A 22,642-nucleotide genomic window follows, 5' to 3' on the forward strand; every position below is an offset into this window, starting at 1 on the left:
ATACTATCCTTATTGTATGAACTACAATCTAAAACTAGAAATAAAAAACCTGACGTCATCCGTCAGGTTCAAAATTAAAACGTATATTAATGAGAAGGAAATGCTTTTTTTTCTTGTAAAATGGCATTATGAGCGATTTTCATTTTAGCAAGTACGTACCGTAATCGATCTTCGGCATTTTCATCTTTATTTTGCTGCAAACTCGCCAAATTCTCTACAGAACTCGCTAAATTTTCAATCACGCCTCGAAGTTCAGGATGATGATTAAAAAAAGATTCTTGTACTAATACTTTCCTTAAATCACTAGCTAAATCCATAATTCTAGACAACTTTTCTTTTTCTTCCATTTTCATCCCTCCTGAATATCTTATGTATTAAATATTCTCTAGACAAGGAAAAAAGCCCTTTAAATTAAAAGGACTTTTACATTTTTATAGTTCCTGTCAGTAACATATAAAGTGATGTAATAGCTGCAATAACAATTGCCAACATCACATATCGCTCTTTGCCTGCAAAACAACGATTCCCTTTTTCTTTTCTTGCAAACATATACACGAGAATCCCAATACCATATACGATTGAAACAAGCAATAAATTCTTTAAACCAGCTGCATAAATTAACCATACAGAGTATAGGGAAGCAATTAATGCTAACAATCCATTTTTTACTCTCGCAACTTTCAGCTCTTTCGTGATGACTAATTTCAATTGAAATAGCGCTGATAATAAGTACGGCAGTAATATAGATGTTGACGCAATAAAATACATAATTTGATATGTCGATTGTGAAAACAAAACGATTATAAATATAGTTTGGGCAACGATATTTGAAATCCACAATGCCATATGCGGCGTTTGTTTCTTATTTGTTTTCGTAAAGACTTTCGGAAACACGCCGTCTTTTCCTGCTACGTGAGAAATTTCAGAAACAAGTAAAAACCAGCCAATTAATGTACCTACAAGTGACGCAACTAATCCAATATTAATTGCCATTGCACCCCATGGCCCAACAACATGTTCTAATACATGTCCCATTGAAGGAGTCTCTAATACTGAAAGTTCTTTTCTTGTCATGGCTCCCATTGACAGAACAGAAATTAAAATATAAATAGACATTACTAAAATAAGTCCAAGTACTGTCGCTTTTCCAACGTCTCTACTATTTTTAGCTCTTCCTGATAATACAACTGCTCCTTCAACCCCAATGAACACCCAAAGGGTTACAAGCATTGTATTTTTCACTTGCCCTAGTACAGAGGAAACTGAGATAGTTCCTTCGCCCCAAAAGTCATGTGTAAATGTATCCCAGCGAAACGCTGTTACCATCACGACAATAAATAATAAAATCGGAACTAATTTCCCAATCGTTGCGATAACATTCATAATGGAGGCTTCACGAATTCCAAATAAAATTAGAAAATGCAATGTCCATAATAAAAGTGATGCACCTACGATTGACGCAACATTATTTCCGCCTTTAAAAATTGGGAAGAAGTAACCTAATGTACTAAACAGTAACATAATTGTTGCAACATTTCCTAAAATCCCTGCTAGCCAGTATCCCCAAGCACTGTTAAAACCAATATATTCACCGAATCCAGCTCGTGCATAACTATAGATTCCGCCCTCAAGCTCCGGTTTTTGTCTTGCTAACGTTTGATATACGAGCGCAAGTGGAATCATTCCCATTGCTGTAATACACCAACCAATTATCGTTGCACCACTATTTGCTCCTACTGCTAAATCATGCGGTAAACTAAAAACACCGCCACCAACCATCGTTCCAACTACTAATGCGATTAACGGAAAAAATCCTAACTTCTTTTCTATTTGTACCACCCCATCTGTCATTCTAGGTGTTATGTTCGTTCAACTATTAAAGTCACCTTTTTCTCTAATAGACGTTTCTCTTATATTTTTTCAGGAAAACATTACTTATTCTAAAAGAAAATGAAGAAAAATGGAATACTTTTTTGAAAAAATGTATAAGTATGCACAAAAAAACCGTTCATTTTGTAATGAACGGTCATTTCATACATATAAAATTGTATATTTATTGTAAAATTAACGAAGTAACTTCTCTTTTTGTAAAAATTGTTTTGCGACTTCTTCGCTACTTTTCCCATTCACATTTACTTCATAATTCATTTTTCTCATTTCTTCATCTGTAATCTTTCCAGATAATTCATTTAATACTTTTTCGAGTTCAGGATATTTCTGTAACGTCTCTTTTCTTAATAATGGTGCTCCTTGATAAGGCGGGAATAGTCCTTTATCATCTTTTAGCACTTTAAGCCCATATTGCTCCAATTCACTATCTGTTGAATATGCATCGATTACGTTAACATCTCCCGATTGTATTGCACTATAGCGCAGTTTCGGTTCCATCGTTTTAACATTTGAAAACTTATAGTTATATAATTTTTGCATTCCTTTATAACCATCTTCACGATCAGCAAATTCTAATGTAAATCCTACTTTAGCTTCCTGTGCAATTTTTCCTAAATCAGAAATTGTATTTATGTTATTTTGATCTGCTATTTTTTTCGGCATGGCTAGTGCGTATGTATTGTTATACTCCATTGGCTTTAACATAACCATATTATATTTCTTTTCCATTCCAATACGAGCTTGTTCATATACTTCATCACGATTTGTACTTTTCGGTTCTTCTTTCACGAAAGTAGATAAAGCTGTACCTGAAAATTCTGGGTATATATCTACTTCACCTGATTTTAACGCTTCGAATACAAATGCTGTTTTTCCAAGGCCTGGCTTTAATTCCACTTGTAAATCTGTATCCTGTTCAATAAGTTGCTTGTACATTTGAATTAATATTTCTGGTTCAGATCCAAGTTTACCAGCAATAACTATGTCTTTCTTTTCGGTATTCCAAAGAAATGGAGCAGCTATCATTACTACAACTATACATATCGTCAATATAACGCGCTTAGAAGAGCGTTTCGGGCTCTCAAGTACGCGAAGTACTATATCAAAGAATAAAGCGAGTAACGCAGCTGGTACGGCCCCTAAAATGATAAGCGCATGGTCATTTCGATCTATACCTAATAATATGAGCTTACCGAGCCCACCAGCGCCTATTAAAGCAGCTAATGTAGCCGTTCCAACAATTAATACCATCGCTGTACGAATACCAGCCATAATAATTGGCAATGCGAGCGGAAGCTCTACCTTCCATAATCTTTTCCAGCTATTCATCCCCATAGCTCTCGCCGCTTCTATAAGTGATTCATCTAATTCCCGTATTCCTGTATATGTATTTCGTAAAATAGGTAATAGTGCATACACAACTAATGCGATTATAGCTGGCAGTTTTCCAATTCCTACTAACGGAATTAATAGTCCAAGTAAAGCAAGTGAGGGCACTGTCTGCATAACAGCAGAAGTCCCTATAATAAATTCAGCCATTCGTTCTTTTCTCGTTAATATAATGCCGAGCGGCACTGCAATAATTACTGCAAAAAATAGTGAAATAAGCGATATTTGTAAATGCTCACTTAATGCACTTAGCAATTCTACTTTTCGTTCTTGGAACGTTTGAATAAAATCAGTCACTGTTTAGCCTCTTTCCTTCATTTGTTCAACAATGTAATTGACAATATGACGACTTGTTAACGCTCCAACATATTGACCATGCTCTTCAACCGGCACTGACTCTTCAGTTTGTAAGCGGACTAGTGCTTCTTGTAATGACGAATGTAAAGATAAAGCATTCCCTTCAACTCGTATACCCTCGTCTAGCGGCAATACCTCTTCTATACTCTTCCCCTCATACCAAGGTCGTCCACGATTTCCAATGAACTCCTCTACAAACTCATTTTTCGGGTTATGTATAATTCCTTCTGGTGTATCTAATTGAACAACTTTTCCTTCTTTCATTACACAAATACGATCACCAAGTGATAAAGCCTCTTGCATATCGTGCGTTACAAACACGATTGTTTTTTGAATCTTTTTTTGCAGTTGTACGATATCCTTCTGAAGCTGCTCCCTACTTAACGGATCTAACGCACTAAATGGTTCGTCCATAAGTACAATTTTCGGGTTTGCGGCTAATGCCCGTACGACACCAACACGTTGTTTCTGTCCTCCCGACAATTCATCTGGCATGCGATCACGATATACATCTGGATCGAGCCCAACCATCTGTAGCAAGTCATCGACACGTGCTTTTATTTCCTTTTTGGTCCATTTTCTCATTTCAGGGACAACTGCAATATTTTCAGCAATTGTCATATGTGGAAACAGCGCAATCTGCTGCAACACGTACCCTATATTCCAACGTAGTTCGTTTATGTTATATTGTTGAATATCTTTTCCATCGATTAAAATTGATCCTTCCGTCGTTTCAATTAAACGGTTAATCATCTTCATTGTCGTTGTTTTCCCGCAACCACTCGGACCAATGAGAACAAAAAATTCTCCTTTTTTAATTTCTAAATGTAATGAATCCACTGCTTTTGTGCCATCTTCATACGCTTTTGACACATGATTAAATTGAATCACAGACACAACTCCTTTCATGTTGTTTCCTTTATTTTGATGGAATATAGCATTCATTTCAAATGATACGCTTTATTATACAAAAAAAGAGCTCTCATTTGAGCTCTAACGGTCGAACAATATTGTTTTCATAATTGCAGCATATTCACGCACATACGCTTTTTTCTTAGAGCGTCTCGGTGTTTCAGCAGCCAAAGCTTCCATCTTTATCCCTAAACGCTTTGCAATTATTTTCGTTCGATATAAATGATACGTATTACTTACAACTACCGCATGCTTTACATCATATAAATCCATACTAAACTTTAAATTTTCATACGTATTTGTAGAGCGGTCTTCAATTAAAATACGATTCTCATCTATACCATGTACCATTAAATAGTTTCTCATACTGTGAGCTTCCGGTATATCTTCATCTTCCCCTTGACCACCTGAAACAATTACTTTCACCTCAGGGTGAGCATGTAAATATTCCAACGCTATATCCAAACGATTTTGAAGAGATAAAGACGGTCTATCTCCAAATAACTTTGCACCTAATATAAGAACGTATGGAGAGTGATTACTCAATGTTTCACGAGCAACTTTATTCATTCGAAACGTCATATAAATGATGTATAGCGGAGGTAGTAATAAGATTATAAGCAATATCCATTTGTTCATAAATAAGTTAACACTCCCTTTCTTTTTATTATATAGAAAAAGAAAAGGAGGCAGAAGTATTTTTTAAACAATTGATTTATTAGACACATTCGCTTCCGTTTTACGTTTTGAAATTACATAATAAAAAGCAATCCCTAATGATAGGATCAATATACAGCTCAGTACATAAAACGGGATCATCACCCCTGCTTTAGATACGCCTGCCGTAAACAACATTAATAATACAATTCGAATTCCTGTGCCAATTAATCGAAATAAGCTGTCCACACGTCCCATTACTTCATTTGGAATTTCTTCCATCATCAATACATTTCTCGCCACTCTCGTTCCAGCATTTCCAATCGCATGAAAAATCGCTAGTCCATATAATAACATAATGGAAGGCTCAATAATCATTACGGTAATTGAAATTACATAAATGAACATCGTCATAACGATTGAAACTTCTGTTTTGACATATTTCATCATGATTGGAATACTTATTCCTGCAAGAACCGCTCCGACACCGTACATCATACCTTCAATTGCGTATACAGAGGCACTAGCTTTGAGTATATCTGAAATATATACTGGGATTAAATAATTTGCCATCATGACACCGATAAACGGCATATAAGTCGCGAGTAAAAACCAAAATAACTTAGGGCGCTTTTTCATAAAGTGAATTCCTTCGAACAATTGCTTCTTAAAGGTTACTTTCCCTTTTACTTCTTTTTTCTTTACATATGGTATACATAAGAACAGGAAAAATGCTCCTGCAAAAGTTAACATATCCACTAACAAGATCCATTTCAAAGAAATAATCTCAATTAAAAAGCTAGCAGCTGCACCTGAAATAACTTGCGTTAATTGTCCTTGTATTTCCATCGTGCCACTTAAACTTTTATAATGCTCTGATTGAAATATTTCTTGGTTAAATGCAAATATTGTGGGATAGAATAATAGATAATAGAAAGAACCTGCTATATAAATAATAATGTAATGAATAGAATTGTATGATTGCCCAGCAAATCCCCAAATGGCCATCATTCCTATAATGGCTATCCCGATACCTTCGTTACATAACAATAAAGATTTTCTTGAAAAACGATCAATGCTTTGCCCAATGAATGGTGTTAGTAAAAACATGATGAGAGTTGCAACGATAGAAATATACCCAAACGTTGTCTCTCCCCCACTTTCCTTAATCAATAGCCACGGAATCGTTATCATAACAATCCCAGAGCCAATAGCAGATAAACTATTGGCGCCTAGAATGTAATACAAGCGAGAATCATGATAAAGAGAGGACATATCACTCAACTCCTAATTGTTTTTTCACCTCTTTATATACGCTCATATATGCTTTTAATTCTTTAACTAAATCATGAATTAATGGTTTTGCATCTTCTCCAAGTTCACTATCTTGCACATGTAATCCATCAAGCACGACTTGTTTTGGAATTGCGTTTGCGTAAACGCCTCTAGCGACAGTGCGCATACTATTTAATGCGTTTATTCCCCCTTTACCTCCTCCAGCAACTGCTAGTAATGCGACAGGCTTATGGATGAATTCACTGCTACTTAAGTAATCTAACGAATTTTTCAGCGCTCCACTCATCGCATTATGATATTCCGGTGTACATAGTACTACTCCATCCGCAGCTTTCACTAAAGCTTTTAATTTTTTTACTGCCTCTAATTCACGTTGTGATTCTTCTCCATTATATAAAGGCAATTCCGCTACTGCTAAATCGTATAACTCCCCTTCAAATTGCTCTGCAATATATTTTGCCACAACGCGAGTTCTACCGAACTTTCTTGGTGTACCGTTAATAACGACTAGTTTCATAATTATTTCTCCCCTTTGTTTTCAAGTTACATTTATATATTATCAGAAATTTCTATACAAAACACAGTAAAAAGAGGGAAAAACTTTCATTAAATAGTATGAGAAATAAAAAAAACTCATACTTTCGTATGAGTTTCACAAAACTAATATTTCCTATTTTTTCACAACCTCATGTCCACCGAATTGATTACGAAGTGCAGAAACCACTTTTCCGTGGAATGTATCATCTTCTTGTGAACGGTAGCGCATAAATAATGACATAGCGATAACTGGTGCCGCTGCTTGTAATTCAAGCGCAGTTTCAACAGTCCATTTCCCTTCTCCTGAAGAGTTCATTACACCTTTAATGCCATCAAGTTTTGGATCATCTGCAAATGCTTTTTCAGTTAAGTCCATTAACCAACCACGGATAACTGATCCGTTCGCCCATACTTTTGCAACATCTTCATAATTGAAATCAAAATCACTTTTATCTAGTACTTCAAATCCTTCAGCGATTGCTTGCATCATTCCGTATTCAATACCGTTATGAACCATTTTTAAGAAATGCCCACTACCGACGCGGCCTGCATATGAATAACCATTTTCTACTGCTAAATCTTTAAATAAAGGTTCTAGTTGATCATAAATTTCTTTTTCTCCACCAACCATTAAGCAAGCACCGTATCTAGCTCCTTCCACACCGCCTGATGTACCGATATCTACATAATGTAAACCAAAGCTTTTCGCTTCTTCAGCACGGCGTAACGTATCCTTATAGAATGAATTTCCGCCTTCAATAACGATATCGCCTTCCTCTAATAATGGATATACATCTTTTAGTACTGACTCGACAACTTCTCCTGCAGGTACCATTACCCAAATTGTACGAGGTGCTTCTAGCTCAGCAATCATTTCTTTTAACGTATGACGGGCAGTAATCCCTAATTCCCCTGCCTTTTCAACAAGCTCATTATTTACATCGTATACAACTACTTCATGCTTGTCTTCATGTAAGTGTTCAGCTAATGGGAATCCCATTTTTCCTAATCCAATTAAACCTAGTTTCATATTAATCAATCTCCCATTCTATACAAATATATTTAATAACGAAATTAGCCCAAGTGCTACAACAGATAATATTGTCTCCATTGCAGTCCATGTTAATAATGTTTCTTTCACAGTCATTCCGAAATACTCTTTAATCATCCAAAATCCTGAATCATTTACATGCGATAAAATTAATGACCCTGCTCCTGTTGCAAGTGCCAGTAACTCTACATTTACTCCTGGTGTACTCGCTGCAATCGGTGCTACAATTCCAGCTGCTGTCATCATAGAAACAGTAGCCGATCCCGTTGCAACTCGGATAAGTGCAGCAATTCCCCAACCTAATAATATCGGTGAAATATGCGATTCTTTCGCCATCTCCGCAATTGTAGTTCCGATCCCAGAATCTAATAACACTTTATTAAATGCGCCCCCTGCACCGATAACTAACAGTATGTTTGCAATCGGACCTAAGCAATCGTTTGTAAATTGTAAGACTTTGTCTTTAGAAAATCCTTTTGCATAGCCAAGACTAAAGAAAGAATATATCGTTGCAATTAATAATGCGACTATTGGATCTCCAATAAAGTGCAATACTTGTGCAAGTTGACTCGTTTTGCTTAACGCTACTTCCGCAATGGACGCACCAAGCATAAGAAATACTGGAAGTAAAATAGTAAACAATGTATTTCCGAAACTAGGAAGTTCCTTCTTCTTATCTCTTTCAATAAATTGCTCCGCTATATCTAATGGTACTTCTTTATGTATACGAGCACCGATCCATTTCCCATAAAGCGGACCTGAAATTATTGCAGTTGGAAGTCCGACAATTAATGCATATAAAATTGTCTTCCCTACATCTGCTTTAAATATACCTACCGCTGCCATTGCTGCTGGATGCGGTGGAACAAGTCCGTGTACAACCGAAAGACCTGCTACTAGCGGAATTCCGATTGTAATAAGTGATACCCCTGTTTCTAACGCAATTGTAAATACTAACGGAATTAATAGTACAAATCCAACTTGGAAAAAAACCGGAATCCCTACTAAAAATGCAACGAACATCATTGCCCAGTGAACACGCTTTTTCCCAAAACGTCCAATTAATGTGTTTGCAATTCGTTCAGCACCGCCAGACTCAGCCATCATTTTTCCAAGCATTGTTCCTAAAGCTAAAACAATCGCTAAAAACCCTAACGTATTACCAAGACCTAATTTAATAGAATCGATAATCCCCGGATGTTGTGGTGAAGTTCCAATTAAGGGCATCCCCATTGCTAGCCCAACTCCGATTGCTGTTAAAATTAACGCGACAAATGGATGCCATTTTACTACCGTAATTAGTAAAAGTAATATAACAACAGCCGCTAGTACGATCCCAACTACCATTTCTCCCAATCCCCCTATTGTTTACGTTGGAAAGCAGCTATACAATCAAATTCTTCTTTCAAACGATTGTAAAGTCGTTCATACATATAAAACATCTCTAAATATAAAGCCGTATTTTCTTTATTCGGTACATGGTGATGGACAATATCAATCCAATCCTTCACCTCTTCAAGAGAATCGATTTTCCCAATTGCATACAAAGCAAGTGCTGCTGCCCCAAGCGCAGATGCTTCATGACTTTCTGGAACAAGCAATTCTTTCCCCATCATGTCAGATAACATTTGTCTCCAAAATGCAGATTTCGCAAAGCCTCCTGAAACACGTATTTCAGTAAGTGGCCCTGTACAATCTCGAATGGCAAGTGCTACTGAATACACACTCATACAAACACCTTCCATAACTGCTCGTATGAAATGTTCACGTTTATGCTGAAGGTTTATCCCGAAGAATGTACCTCGAGCATTTGCATTCCAGTAGGGTGCACGTTCTCCAGATAGAAACGGTAAAAATAGTAATCCATCTGCTCCAGCTGGTACACTTTCTGCATACTTAATTAATAAATCATAAGGATCAATTCCAAGCTTTCTTGCTACCTCTTGCTCTGGGCTACCAAATTCATCACGTAACCATCTCAGTAATATTCCGCCGTTATTCGTTGGTCCGCCGATCACCCAGTGCTCATCTGTTAATGCGTAACAAAAAGTTCTTCCTTTTTCATCTGTATTAACACTCGATGAAATTGTTCGAACCGCACCACTTGTCCCGATCGTAATTGCAGCTGAGCCAGGTGATATTGCACCGACACCTACATTTGCAAGAACACCATCACTTGCACCAATAACAACTGGAGTATCCTCACTAATACCCATCTTTTGTGCTAATTCCGGCTTCATTCCCGATAAAATATATGTAGTTGGTACAGGTGTTGATAATTGTTCTGGTGACATATTTAACATAGTTAAAACATCTTCATCCCAGTTTAATGTTTTTAAATTAAATAACCCTGTAGCAGATGCGATAGAATAATCAACTACATAGCGTGAAAATAATTGATAAATGACATACTCTTTAATGGAAATAAATTTATGAGCAGTTCTGAATAACTCCGTTTCTTCTTCTTTCATCCACAATAATTTAGAAAGTGGTGACATCGGATGAATCGGTGTACCAGTTCTTCTATAAATGTCATGACCATTCATTTGTTGTAATAGTTTTTCTGATTGCTTTGTGCTTCTATTATCTGCCCAAATAATAGAGCGCGTTAACGGCGCACCGTTTTCATCTACAGCAATTAAGGCATGCATCGCTGTACTAATCCCGATAGAAGAAATATCTTCCGGTGACACATTACCCTTTTCAATGGCAACGCTTACAGTTTTATATACAGCAGCACATATTACATCAGGATCTTGCTCAGCCCATCCGACCTTCGGTTGAATAATTGGATAATCAATTGCATGTGAAGCAACGACTTTTCCTTTTTCAGTGAATACAACCGTTTTCGTACTTGTGGTACCGATGTCAACCCCGATTACTCTCCCCCTTGTTTCCATGCGAATCTTCCCTTCGTTTCTAGCAAAATACGATCTAGTAAACCGTTTACATGAATTAGTATATAAAATATTTTTTCATAAATCAAGTTATGAAAAGAAAATTTTTTTCAAACCAAAATGTACCTCTCATCTTCTTAATCATTCTCTTTATCTTTTTTAAATAACCTTTTTAATTTATCAAACATTCTTTCCCCTCCACCTAAAGATAATAATATATAAGTTCTCGTTTTCTTAGCTTGATGGACATAGGGCGTGGCTCCCTACTATCACTTTTTTACCTTGTAAATATATGTCCCATACTATAAAATCTAATAGTATTTATATTTTTCTGAAAAATCAAAACAAAATATGAATTTTATTGTATAATGTTGTAAAAAGATGTCGGAGGGATTTAATGTTATATAAAATATCTCAATTCACAATAAAACTTTCATCAATTCTTTTATCACTCTTACTATTACTAAATTTACCTTATTTATTTATCACTCAACAGGGATTCACTTTTCAACCAATTCATTTTTTTAATCAGATCGTTACTATGTTAAAACAGGTTTTCTCCCCTGAATCATTAGTAGTTATAGGATCAGACCCGAAATTTGGTCATTTCAAAAAGACACCATTATTTCCAACTGTTTTAGAACCCTACCTATATTCATTTACTGTATTATTTATAGCCTTTTTGCTTGCACTCTTTCTATCATCTAGTATGGCATTTTTTTATTTTTTAGCAAAAGATTATATAAAAAAATGGATAAACCGAATTGTGTTCATATTAGAAGCTGTCCCTGATATGATGATGATGATTTGTTTGCAAATATTTTTCATATGGGTACTTCAGAAATTCGGGGAATCTCCTGTCACCATTATTTCTTTTAATGAAAATCGAGCTTATTTACTCCCTATTTTATCTTTAGCAGTCTTACCTACATTACAAATGTTTCGGATGATGGTGTTATACATAAAAGAAGAACATGAAAAACATTACGTAGAGGTTGCATATGGAAAAGGACTTTCATCAAGTTATATACTATGCATTCATTTATTCAAAAATATATCTATCCACTTCTTTCACCATTTAAAAACGATTTTTGTTTTCTTACTTTCTAACTTATTCATTTTAGAATTTGTTTTTAATATGGAAGGCATTATTCAATTTTTATTTAAGAAGGCGTTTATATCACCTCCAGCTGCATTTATCATACTTGTTATGATTATTTTACCGTTTTATGCCATTTTTCAAATAATCTCATTCATGATGAATAGATGGCAAAAGCAATTGAAAGGAGCAGCATTATGAAATCTATTTGGAAATCAAAACGATTTTTAATCGGGTTTACTTATCTATTCATACTTGTTTCAGCTAGTTTTATTTATAGTTGGTTCTTTAAAGATAACATCCCAAAACCTCCTCAGTTACTTTACAATGACAATAACGAATTACTTGGAAAGGCCCCCTTTTCGCCATCGTTAATGCCACCTTTTGGATCTGATCGTTTTGGAGAGTCTGTTTTCTTACAAATTGTAGAAGGAGCAAAATTCACCATTTTATTAGCCGTAGCAATTAGCTTCTTTCGAATTTTATGCGGAACATGTATAGGAATCCTCTTAAGTTTATACGCTCCAAGATTCAAGAGATTTTTCCAGGCATGCTCAGAAGTTTTTTATTATATCCCAACTCTATTTATCGCATTCATACTCATCACGCCCGTTAATATTGTAATTACATCAAATGCTGATAGATTAGATCCAAATATTTCATTTACGTTTTATCAAGTTCTCGTACTTATTTTCGTCGCTCTACCTACACTTTCTTTATATATCTCCTCTGAGGTTGATGAATTTATGAAACGAGATTACATTTTAAGTTCACAATTACTGGGTGCTAGCCGTTTTCATATTATCAAAAAACATTTACGAGTCTTATTACTTGATCGCTTATTTGTGTTATTCATGGAACATATCGTCCAAGCACTCATACTCGTTATCCATTTAGCGTTGCTTAACATTGTAATTGGCGGGATACAAATGCGGGAACTCTATGACGGAGTACCCAAACCTGTTTCTCTATCTAATGATTGGGCAGGTCTTATTGGATTAAATCGTTATGAAATGCATCTTTCATGGTGGATTATTTTTTATACTCTCGTTTCATTCTTTATTACGATTCTTTTTATTAAGCTTATGACAATCGGGATTCAAGATGCACTGAAAGCAAGAGATTCGCAAGTTGTAGCAATTCAAACCGTTCCAGATCATAAAAAATTTGTTAAAAATAAAGATTCTTTTTCGTTTGCAAATAAAGTGAACTTTTAATCATGTCTCATCAATCAAATATTAATTGGCATTGATATTAGTAGAATATAAAAAAGATGATCCCTATTGAATACGAGGGATCATCTTTTTTATGCCGTCTAACTTTTTTACATATCCTTTGCTAGACTCATGCTTTTTATATTTAAAATGAATTATTTACAATCACAATTATGCTGTTTAAAATCGATTACCATACGTCCTTGAATTCTACCTTGTTCCATTTCTTCGAATACATTTTGTACTTTATCTAGAGAACACGTTTGAACAACTGGCACTACTTTTCCTTCTGCGCCGAACATAAATGCCTCCTCCAGATCCTTACGAGTACCAACTAGAGAACCAACTACTTCAATCCCGTCTAATACAAGTCGTGGAATGTTTAAATCCATAGTTTCTACTGGTAAACCTACCGCAACTACTTTACCGCAAGCACGTACTGCATCAACTGCTGAGTTGAATGCTACTTTAGAAACTGCTGTTACTACAGCAGCATAAGCACCACCAAACTCCTCTTGCACAATCTTATCAGCAGGACCTTGAGAAATCGGATTGATAGTCATATCAGCACCAACTTCTTTTGCTAAGGCTAATTTGTCGTCATTGATATCTACTGCAATTACCTTTGCACCAAATACGTTTTTAGCATATTGAATAGCTAGGTTACCTAATCCACCACAACCATAGATTACGATAGGTTGACCAGGTTTAATGTCTGATACTTTTATAGCTTTATATGTAGTTACGCCCGCACATGTGATTGATGATGCTTGAGCAGGATCCAATCCTTCTGGTACCTTCACCGCATAATCAGCTGTAACAATACATTGTTCAGCCATACCACCATCTACTGAATAACCAGCATTTTTCACTTCACGGCAGAATGTTTCTCTCCCCGTTACGCAATATTCACAACGTCCACAAGATTGGAACATCCATGCAATACTTACACGGTCACCTATCTTTAGTGAAGTAACATCATCAGCAATTTTAGTAACAATACCTACACCCTCATGACCAAGGATGCGGCCATCGGTGTTTCCAAAATCATGATTCGCAACGTGTAAATCAGTGTGGCAAACTCCACAATACTCTACATCTACTAGCGCTTCACCCGAGTGTAACGGACGTAATTCTTTTTCAATAACTTCAATATTTGCTTTGCTGTTTTTATTAACTACTACTGCTTTCATATGTGATCTCCCCTTTAGTGTTTTAGAGTTTTAATGAGTTTATCTCACAACTACTGTCCTCACTATTTTGGCTAATTATTGTACCAAATTTAAGTGTTCAATCATCATTACAGGTTCATCATAACATGGAATTTCATAAGCTTATTGTAAAATATTGAACAATATTTGAATTATTACCCAATACGTATTTTGATGTATCAAGCTACTTGTTAAATTTCATATGCAAAATATCGAGGTTTAAAAAATGAATGGTCTAAAAGATGAGAGATTATTATTATTATTATAGGTAATTGGCATACTTCTATAGACACTTAGAACAAGTAGATCTAGAGGGTATATCAACAGACTACTCGCCAATATAAAAAGCTCTTCATTTGTTAAATTTAGATAAAGATTTATAGGATAGTTAGTCCATTATGAGGGCTGATTATCCTTTTTTATTTACATAATGAATGAAATAAATAAAGATTGAATATTTAGTTTAATCAGTATAATATGGATGTGTAATTTGAATTGTTTGGTTTTGGGAGGAGGACAAAACCTCGGTGCGAGGACCTTAAAAAACAATCAGAGGTACTCTTAAAGATAGACAAAGGACGGGAGAGTGTTTTAATGAGGGTTCAAGAACTACCCATTGGTAATAGAAAGGCTTACCTTCTACTGAATTCGGAAGGAGTACCCGTTGTATCAGTAGCTAAGTATATGAAACATCTCTATAACAATGAGAGTAAAAGCAATACTTTAAAGACCTACTGTACGGCTTTAAAACACTATTTTACATACTTACAACAAATACAAATTGATTACCAACAAGTCAATTTTGAGATTCTGTCTAACTATGTGGGCTGGCTTAGAAACCCATATAGGAACAACAAGGTCATTCCTTACAAAGTACCCAAAAAACAAAATAAAGAAAAAGAGCCCAAACAACTAACTGAGAAAACAGTAAACAACTATATCAGTGCCGTAACCAACTTTTATGACTATTTGTATCGTAGCGAACTAATCGATTCAGATATAGTCGAAAAGCTAATGAAAAAGATGTTTACTGGTGCCGGTGGAAATGGATACAAGAGTTTTTTACATCACGTCAACGAGGGGAAACCCTACTCCAAAAACATCCTTAAATTAAACGAGCCCAAAGAAAAAATGAAGATATTTACAAAAGAACAAGTTGAAACCATCTATCATTCAACGACGAATATTAGAGATCGATTTCTGGTTCTTTTGCTTTTTGAAACAGGTTTACGTATTGGCGAAGCTCTCTCTTTATTCCTTGAAGATTTTCAATTTGATGCCAAACAAAGAAAACATAAGCTCAAATTGACAGATAGAGGGGACTTACCTAATGGCGGTAAGTTAAAAACAGGATCCCGGGAATTAGATGTTTCTCAGTCACTAATGGACTTATATGATGACTATTTGTATGAAGTGATTGATGACTATAACCCGGACCATAACTTTGTTTTTGTGAAGCTTTGGGGGAAGAATCCTGGTGAACCAATGACCTATTCGGATGTATATGCCACCTTTAAAGAGATTGAGAGAAAAACAGGTATTTATATAACCCCACATTTATTTCGTCATACTCACGGAACTATTTACTATCTCGAAACGAAAAACATTAAAATGGTGCAAGAGCGTTTGGGACATTCGCAAGTCCAAACAACGATTAATCTATATGTTCATCCTTCTAATGATGAAATCCGAGAGGATTGGGAAAAGGCAGCTCACGCTTTTGAAATTGGACCAAAAAAAGGTAACCAAAAGGACGACTTTGCCTTAGGTATCCCTGATGAAGCGTTTCCTTTTTAATTTGAAACTAGACGAGTGTTGTAGGAGGAAAAGCTTTGAAAAAAAATATAGCAAATCATCTAATTCCGCAAAGTGAATATTGGGACGTAATCACTTCTACTCTCGACTCTTACGAGGTGAAGGAAATATCCAACGATGGAACAGTAAAAAAAAGGCTTGTGAAAGATGATTATTTTATTATCAATGATATATGGAACGTGAATGATATTGGTCAAATTCCTAACTTTGAAGAACGCTTTAAGAAATATAAGACACCAAGAAAAGAATTAAAGTTCGCTACTGAGTGCATTACAATATCCCAAGAGTTGAAATTTGCATTCTATTGCTACCTTTTTAACGATGAGTTAAGTTTAAACTCTATATTTGGCTCCTACAACACGTATTTAAAAAGTTTGATTCAATTTCTAAATGAAAAATACGCTCAACTACATTCCCTACTTGATTTAAATATTGGTAAAGCTGAGAAAGAGTGGGTTTGGTGGTTGGACAACAATGGAATGAAAACTACTTCATTAATAAAGAACCTCAAGTATGGCGAGTATAAAATTAAAGCACCACAAGCAAGCTTCTTGCGAAGAATGTATGAGAAATTACTTTATCTTACAGATACACGGGAAGAATTTGAAAAAGATAGATGGGATATCAGGGTGCTAAATAAGAAGTATGGGATCTCATACAATGCTTCTGATACTCATTATTATATCGATTTTACAACTATTCATAACGATGTTTTTAAACAGTATTTTAAAAAATATATTAAAACTAGATTACTAGGCGGAAAGAAATTTTCGTGGAGTACAGCTATGAATTATATAAACACTGTTACGAAATTTCTGAATTTTATCAGTCAACTAGAACCTAACTGGAGTAATCTAAATGCTCTTACAAGAAAACATATCGAGAATTATTTAGAGTACATTCATTATTATGCAAAAAATAATTTGAAATCTAAAAATGCAAATCCAAAGAGACATATATTTGAAAATCTAACCTGTGTTCAGGTCTTTTTACAGGATACCCAACGTTTTGAATACAGTATCGCACCTGAGAAATCCACTTCTAGACTACTTTATTCCGAGGATTATCCAAAATTAGATAAGAAATCCGATGATGATATTGATTACATTCCTGATTATGTACTGGAGCAATTGTTTACACACATTAACGAACTTCATCCAGATGTTCAGCCAATCGTTTGGATTGCTTATAAAACCGGGTTGCGTATTGGTGATACACTTGGTTTGACTCAAGATTCTTTGATTAAGTTAAACGGTAAATACTGGATTCAAACAGATGTTACAAAAACCTATGTAAAAGACCATAAAGTGCCCATTGATGAACAATTAGCCGATATAGTTGCCGTTTTAATCCGTAATTCCGAGGAACACAGCAATGATGACAATAACCCCGATAAATACATTTTCGTCCGTTATAGTGGCGCCCGTAAGGGAAGGCCGTTTGGCCGGGGGTGGGTACAAACAAAACTTAATGACTTAGCAATCAAAAAGAATATCACGGATGAAACAGGTGATATCTTCCACTTTAAAAATCATGCGTTTAGACATACTTACGCAGTAAAGATGTTAAATGGCGGAGCTGATATTTTAACCGTTCAGGAATTATTAGCACACGCATCACCCGAAATGACAATGCGATATGCCCGTTTATTAGACGACACGAAGCGTAAGGCTTTTGAAGAGGTTGTTAAAAAAGGTGTTTTTAGCTTTGATTTGAATGGTGAAATCCATCAGGTATTAGAGACTCAGGACATTCCGGAAGGCATTATGGATATGATGTGGAAAGACGAGAAACTAAATGTATTGGACAACCCTTACGGGACGTGTCGTGCTCGAGTTAATGGTAATTGTCCATTAGCAGTAGAGCCCCCTTGCCTTACAGCAAACGATGGAAAACCTTGTTTTGACTTAGCAGTTGGTATGACAAGCTTTGATATAAAAAAATATAAACTACATATAGAAAGTGCAACTAAAATGATTGAAGCTTCAAAGGAATATGGTCGAAGCAAATGAAAAGAACTTAGAAAGATACAAAAATATTTATGAAACAATTAAAACAGGAAATGTCATTTTTGGACGTTTTGAACGTGTGAAGAGACAGCTAGAGGGCAAGAAAAGGAAAGGTGTTAAACGTGGATAATTTTAATCGTGAAGAGCAAATAAGACAGCTACACGAAAAAAGAAAGCAAACAACTAAAATTAAGGTTGAGGAAGCTATTAAACGCTTAGCAAAGATTTCTAAGGCAATTAACTTTAGCAGTGTGGCGGAAGAAGCTGGTGTAAGTAAAGCTACGCTTTATAATCACCCAGAACTTAAAGAACGCATTAAATTCTTACGAAATCAACAAGAAAAGGCATTTGTAGACTCTCGAATTAAACGGGATGAAAATAATCAAAACGCCGTAATCGCTTCTCTTAAAAGAAGGATTGAAAAGTTGGAGAAAAAGAATAAAGCTCTTGAACAAGAAAATATGCGATTGCGTGAAAAAGAAAATGAGAAGCTTACTGACTACTTTAAGAGGATATAATTCTTCTTCAACTAACAAGCAGTTTAACGCAAGAAGGATTGCAGGAAAAAATATACAACAATTAGAAATACTTAAAATAATAAACTAAGTGAGGAGATAATACTACTTTGAACATTTTAACTCTGATTTTAAGTTATTTAATAGGCTCAATTTCATTTGCTTTAATAGTCGGTAAAATGTTTTATAAGAAAGATATTCGTGATTATGGTAGTGGTAATCTTGGTGCAACTAATGCTTATAGAGTTTTAGGCATAAAAGCAGGAGTAATTGTTGCAATTGCTGATATATTAAAAGGTACATTTGCTTGTTTACTTCCAGTAATACTTAGTTCTACGATTAACCCTATTGTATGTGGTTTATTAGCCATATTGGGACACATATTTTCTGTATTTGCTAGTTTTAAAGGTGGAAAAGCTGTTGCGACAGCAACTGGAGTTTTTTTATTTTTGTCACCTTTAGGTGTTTTGGTTGGTTTTGTTGTGTTTGTGCTAACTTTGTTATTTACTAAGTATGTATCACTAAGTTCAATGTTGGCTGGTATAGCATTATTTATTTATAGTCTAATATTTGAAGATAAAGTTATCATAGCACTTTCTCTACTAATAATCGTATCAATAATCATTCTTCATCGACACAATATAAAGAGAATTCTAAATGGAACAGAGAACAAAATAGTCTAAAAATATTGAGTATTATTTGTTAAGCTAACTGAGTGCGTTAGTTCAATAAGAAATTAAATAAAGGACCACACATATTAGATATGTCTAATATGTGTGGTCCTTTTATTATCAACTACTTAACCTATCTAACCTAAATATAAATAGATAAGAGCCCTTTATATTCGCTTCATCGAAATAGTTTCACGTATACTTTGTAAATTTTGTAGTGTTTCCTCTTGTCGCTGCAATGACAATCCCACATACAAAGTATCTAATAAACTAAGCTGCGCTAATCGTGACGAACTTGCTTCTGTACGAAATTCCGTCTCACGCGTCGAAGTATATAATGTTATATGAGCAAGTTGGCTTAATGCCGATTTTTGATAGCTCGTAATCGCAATAATTTTGGCCCCTCTTGCTTTCGCTACTTCTAACGCTTCAAGTAAACCTTTATTACTGCCTGAATGAGAAATTGCAATGACCACCGCTTCTTTTGTCAACAAGCCAGCTCCCATAATTTGAAAATGCGAATCCGTATGAGCAATACAAGAAATACCCGTTCTCATAAACTTATGATAAGCATCCATCGCAATAATACCTGAACCACCATTTCCATAAAACTCAATTCGTTTCGCTTCATTCAGCGCACTTACTGCCTGTTCCAACGCGTTATCGTTTAACAAATGTAATGTATCTTGCAGTCCTGTAATATGTGAATGAAAAACTTTTTTAGCAACAGTGACAATATTATCTTCTACCGATACTTCCTCATGAATATTTTGCATCGGGGTATGTACAATCTCACGAGCTAATGTAATTTTCAAGTCTTGGAACCCTTGAAAACCTAAGTGTTTGCATAAGCGGAATATCGTTGCTTCGGAACTATTCGTAACTTCCGCTAATTCCGTAATCGATTTATGTACAACATCTTGTGGATGTTTCAAAATATGTTCGGCAATACTTCGTAATTTCGGTGATAAACCATTTAACGAAGCCTGAATCTTTCCAATCCCACTTTTTGTACCAGGCATAGCGTATCTTCCCCTTCCATAGTAGCTTTATCCCGTATTAACGGGCAGTAAGACTCCCACCTCAAAATTCGATGAATGCAAGGGAGTTAGGTGGGAGATCAACTGCCCGTAAAAACCCGATTGGTTCAACTAATAATCAGTGGGGATGGCCCCCCACTGATTAAAGTTTCACTTTATTGTACCTAATTATTGAAAGAAGAAAAACCTTTATTCGGCATCTCTATACATTTTATTTGCTCCTATGTATTCTACCGTAATATATGACACAATTATTCATACTTATTTCTAGTTTTCCCCATGCTTTACTGCGTATAAGGCAGCTTGTGTACGATCATCTACTTCCAATTTAGCCAATACGTTAGAAACGTGTGTTTTCACAGTTTGTTCTGTAATATGAAGTTCTGCTGCAATCTCCTTATTGCTTCTTCCCTTCGCAATTTCACGAAGTACTTCTTGCTCCCTTTTTGTTAACATAGAAAAAGGATTCTCTTTTTCTTTCTTGACTGCTGATCGTCCTAATAGTGCTGGTGTTACTTTCGGGTGAAAATTTGCATTTCCTTGATATACCGCAACGATTGACGCAACGAGTTGATCTGGCTGCACTTCTTTTAATTGATAACCATCTGCCCCAGCTTCTAATGCTGGTAAAACGTAATCTTGTTCTGAAAAACTACTGAGCATAAGAATTTTTATTGTCTCATCGTATTGTTTTATACGTTTTGTCGCTTCAATACCATCCATTTTCGGCATTGATAAATCCATTAATACTACATCTGGCCTTTCTGCTTGGACGAATGTTAATGCTTCTTCACCATTTGCTGCTTCCCCAATAATTTCAAATTCTTCTCTCGTCTTCAAAAAGAATACGAGTCCCCTTCGAACGATATGATGATCTTCTACAAGTAATAATTTAATTTTCACTGACGTTCTCCCTCTCAAACCGGTAATTGAATTTCTATCTTTGTCCCCTTTTCCGGTTCTGCTTTTATTCGAAAAATTCCCCTCATTAATTCAATTCGTTCTTTCATGCTTTTCAAGCCAAGTGCTGACTCTCTTACTTGATCCTGTATAAATCCTATTCCGTTATCTTCTATGTAAAAATGCAACTTATTATTTTCTATCCTTAAATGAACACATACTTTTTCACATGAGGCATGTTTTTTACAATTATGTAATGCCTCTTGGCTTATACGCCATAAAACTTCTTCTATTTCATCTTCAATTAAAACCATTCCATCAATTCGAACTTCCACTTGAATCCCTAACAGTTTTCCGTAATTTTGAATCGCTTCTGCTAAACCTTTCTCTAATCCTTCAGGCCTTAATTGCCAAATCAAAAGTGTCATCTCTTGTAATGCTTCCTGTGATAATTCTCCAATATAACTTAACATCTCTTGCAAGTCTCTATCCTTCGTCATATTTAGAGTCCCTTTCGCTGTTAGCATAATTGAAAATAACAATTGTTTAACAGAATCATGTAAATCACGAGCCAATCGATTTCTTTCAGCTACAACTACATATTTTCGTTCTTTCTCAACTAATTGAATACGTTGTATTGTCGTTCCAATTTGAAATGCAATCGCTTCTAATAACGCTAACTCCTCCTCTGAAAAATGTGTTTTATGAGGCGAGGCTACATTTAATAGACCAAATTTCTCTGATCCAGATCTTAGCGGGATTGTCGCATGATGTGTAACATCTTCTGTCTCGCCCCAATTACATTCAATCGCATCCTCTATTCGTTTACATTCAATAATATTTGTTGCTTTTTCCAATCTTCCATTCACAAAACGTTCTACACACCAACAATCGCCTTCACACATCGGCTTCTTTTCCTGCCACGTAAGAGCTGGGGGTAAGTTTTGGTCTACAAGTATACGATGCTTTCCACTTTCATCAATAAAGAATATCCACCCTGTTTGTAAATTCATAACTTGTAATAATGTATGTAATACTTTTCCTAACATTTCCTGTAAGTTTGTTGCTTCATTTAGTAACTCAGCAATTTCTTTTAATGCCTCTAAACGATGCATCTCTTTTTCATCTATGTTCATTCTCATCACCAACTACCATTATAACATTAAGAAATTTCAAAATACT

Annotated in this window: 19 protein-coding genes and 1 pseudogene; 6 read left to right on the forward strand and 14 right to left on the reverse strand. The window is 35.3% G+C overall.

The window, feature by feature from the left end; all coding sequences use genetic code 11:
* Positions 1-86 precede the first annotated feature (86 nt).
* The 10 genes from DN408_RS24990 to gntK form a co-directional block, all read right to left on the reverse strand.
* The gene (locus DN408_RS24990) at positions 87-347 is read right to left on the reverse strand and encodes a LemA domain protein (RefSeq protein WP_078178974.1); all 261 of its coding nucleotides are present in this window, start codon (positions 345-347) and stop codon (positions 87-89) included.
* A gap of 76 nt (positions 348-423) precedes the next feature.
* On the reverse strand, positions 424-1,851 hold the full coding sequence (locus DN408_RS24995; protein ID WP_002189509.1) for a basic amino acid/polyamine antiporter: 1,428 nt from the start codon (positions 1,849-1,851) through the stop codon (positions 424-426).
* Positions 1,852-2,064: 213 nt separating this feature from the next.
* Complete coding sequence (locus DN408_RS25000; RefSeq protein WP_078178973.1) at positions 2,065-3,576, reverse strand: ABC transporter permease/substrate-binding protein; 1,512 nt, start codon at positions 3,574-3,576, stop codon at positions 2,065-2,067.
* 3 nt (positions 3,577-3,579) lie between these two features.
* A complete protein-coding gene (locus tag DN408_RS25005; protein WP_033709046.1) occupies positions 3,580-4,527 on the reverse strand; it encodes an ABC transporter ATP-binding protein in 948 nt (315 codons plus the stop codon).
* Positions 4,528-4,629: 102 nt separating this feature from the next.
* Complete coding sequence (locus DN408_RS31645) at positions 4,630-5,187, reverse strand: YdcF family protein (RefSeq protein WP_002127228.1); 558 nt, start codon at positions 5,185-5,187, stop codon at positions 4,630-4,632.
* 63 nt (positions 5,188-5,250) lie between these two features.
* Positions 5,251-6,480: an MFS transporter gene (locus DN408_RS25010; RefSeq protein ID WP_002127227.1), complete on the reverse strand. Its 1,230-nt coding sequence runs from the start codon at positions 6,478-6,480 to the stop codon at positions 5,251-5,253.
* Position 6,481: 1 nt separating this feature from the next.
* Positions 6,482-7,018, reverse strand: a complete 537-nt coding sequence (locus DN408_RS25015) for an NADPH-dependent FMN reductase (RefSeq protein ID WP_002031805.1) — start codon at positions 7,016-7,018, stop codon at positions 6,482-6,484.
* A gap of 153 nt (positions 7,019-7,171) precedes the next feature.
* Positions 7,172-8,068 carry a phosphogluconate dehydrogenase (NAD(+)-dependent, decarboxylating) gene (gene gnd, locus DN408_RS25020; RefSeq protein WP_002127226.1) on the reverse strand — a complete coding sequence of 299 codons (897 nt, stop codon included), beginning with the start codon at positions 8,066-8,068 and terminating at the stop codon, positions 7,172-7,174.
* 18 nt (positions 8,069-8,086) lie between these two features.
* Complete coding sequence (locus DN408_RS25025) at positions 8,087-9,436, reverse strand: GntP family permease (RefSeq protein WP_078178581.1); 1,350 nt, start codon at positions 9,434-9,436, stop codon at positions 8,087-8,089.
* 14 nt (positions 9,437-9,450) lie between these two features.
* Positions 9,451-10,989 carry a gluconokinase gene (gene gntK / locus DN408_RS25030; RefSeq protein ID WP_044441885.1) on the reverse strand — a complete coding sequence of 513 codons (1,539 nt, stop codon included), beginning with the start codon at positions 10,987-10,989 and terminating at the stop codon, positions 9,451-9,453.
* 394 nt (positions 10,990-11,383) lie between these two features.
* Between gntK and DN408_RS25035 the strand changes: the two genes are divergently transcribed.
* Together DN408_RS25035 and DN408_RS25040 are read left to right on the forward strand one after the other, a co-directional pair.
* Positions 11,384-12,286, forward strand: a complete 903-nt coding sequence (locus DN408_RS25035) for an ABC transporter permease subunit (protein WP_002127222.1) — start codon at positions 11,384-11,386, stop codon at positions 12,284-12,286.
* On the forward strand, positions 12,283-13,302 hold the full coding sequence (locus DN408_RS25040) for an ABC transporter permease (protein ID WP_002127221.1): 1,020 nt from the start codon (positions 12,283-12,285) through the stop codon (positions 13,300-13,302). Before DN408_RS25035 ends, DN408_RS25040 begins: the two co-directional genes overlap by 4 nt.
* 152 nt (positions 13,303-13,454) lie before the next feature.
* On the opposite strand, the gene adhP is transcribed toward DN408_RS25040, so the two are convergent.
* Positions 13,455-14,492: an alcohol dehydrogenase AdhP gene (gene adhP / locus DN408_RS25045; RefSeq protein ID WP_002012687.1), complete on the reverse strand. Its 1,038-nt coding sequence runs from the start codon at positions 14,490-14,492 to the stop codon at positions 13,455-13,457.
* Positions 14,493-15,104: 612 nt separating this feature from the next.
* Between adhP and DN408_RS25050 the strand changes: the two genes are divergently transcribed.
* From DN408_RS25050 to plsY, 4 genes and pseudogenes are all read left to right on the forward strand, one after another.
* The gene (locus DN408_RS25050) at positions 15,105-16,307 is read left to right on the forward strand and encodes a tyrosine-type recombinase/integrase (RefSeq protein WP_001265875.1); all 1,203 of its coding nucleotides are present in this window, start codon (positions 15,105-15,107) and stop codon (positions 16,305-16,307) included.
* A gap of 35 nt (positions 16,308-16,342) precedes the next feature.
* A pseudogene (locus DN408_RS25055) lies at positions 16,343-18,464 on the forward strand (tyrosine-type recombinase/integrase).
* Complete coding sequence (locus tag DN408_RS25060) at positions 18,457-18,852, forward strand: DUF6262 family protein (RefSeq protein WP_078178583.1); 396 nt, start codon at positions 18,457-18,459, stop codon at positions 18,850-18,852. The pseudogene DN408_RS25055 and the gene DN408_RS25060 overlap by 8 nt, the downstream one beginning before the upstream one ends.
* 107 nt (positions 18,853-18,959) lie before the next feature.
* The gene (gene plsY / locus DN408_RS25065) at positions 18,960-19,532 is read left to right on the forward strand and encodes a glycerol-3-phosphate 1-O-acyltransferase PlsY (RefSeq protein WP_001024064.1); all 573 of its coding nucleotides are present in this window, start codon (positions 18,960-18,962) and stop codon (positions 19,530-19,532) included.
* Positions 19,533-19,687: 155 nt separating this feature from the next.
* Here the strand turns inward: plsY and DN408_RS25070 are convergent, their stop codons facing one another.
* From DN408_RS25070 to DN408_RS25080, 3 genes are all read right to left on the reverse strand, one after another.
* On the reverse strand, positions 19,688-20,542 hold the full coding sequence (locus DN408_RS25070) for a MurR/RpiR family transcriptional regulator (RefSeq protein ID WP_002012688.1): 855 nt from the start codon (positions 20,540-20,542) through the stop codon (positions 19,688-19,690).
* 285 nt (positions 20,543-20,827) lie between these two features.
* Positions 20,828-21,463, reverse strand: a complete 636-nt coding sequence (locus DN408_RS25075) for a response regulator (RefSeq protein ID WP_002127217.1) — start codon at positions 21,461-21,463, stop codon at positions 20,828-20,830.
* Positions 21,464-21,477: 14 nt separating this feature from the next.
* Positions 21,478-22,596, reverse strand: a complete 1,119-nt coding sequence (locus tag DN408_RS25080) for a GAF domain-containing sensor histidine kinase (protein WP_078178584.1) — start codon at positions 22,594-22,596, stop codon at positions 21,478-21,480.
* Positions 22,597-22,642: the final 46 nt, after the last annotated feature.

The sequence above is a fragment of the Bacillus sp. AR13-1 genome, from assembly GCF_008042285.1.
GTDB classification, from domain to species: domain Bacteria; phylum Bacillota; class Bacilli; order Bacillales; family Bacillaceae_G; genus Bacillus_A; species Bacillus_A mycoides.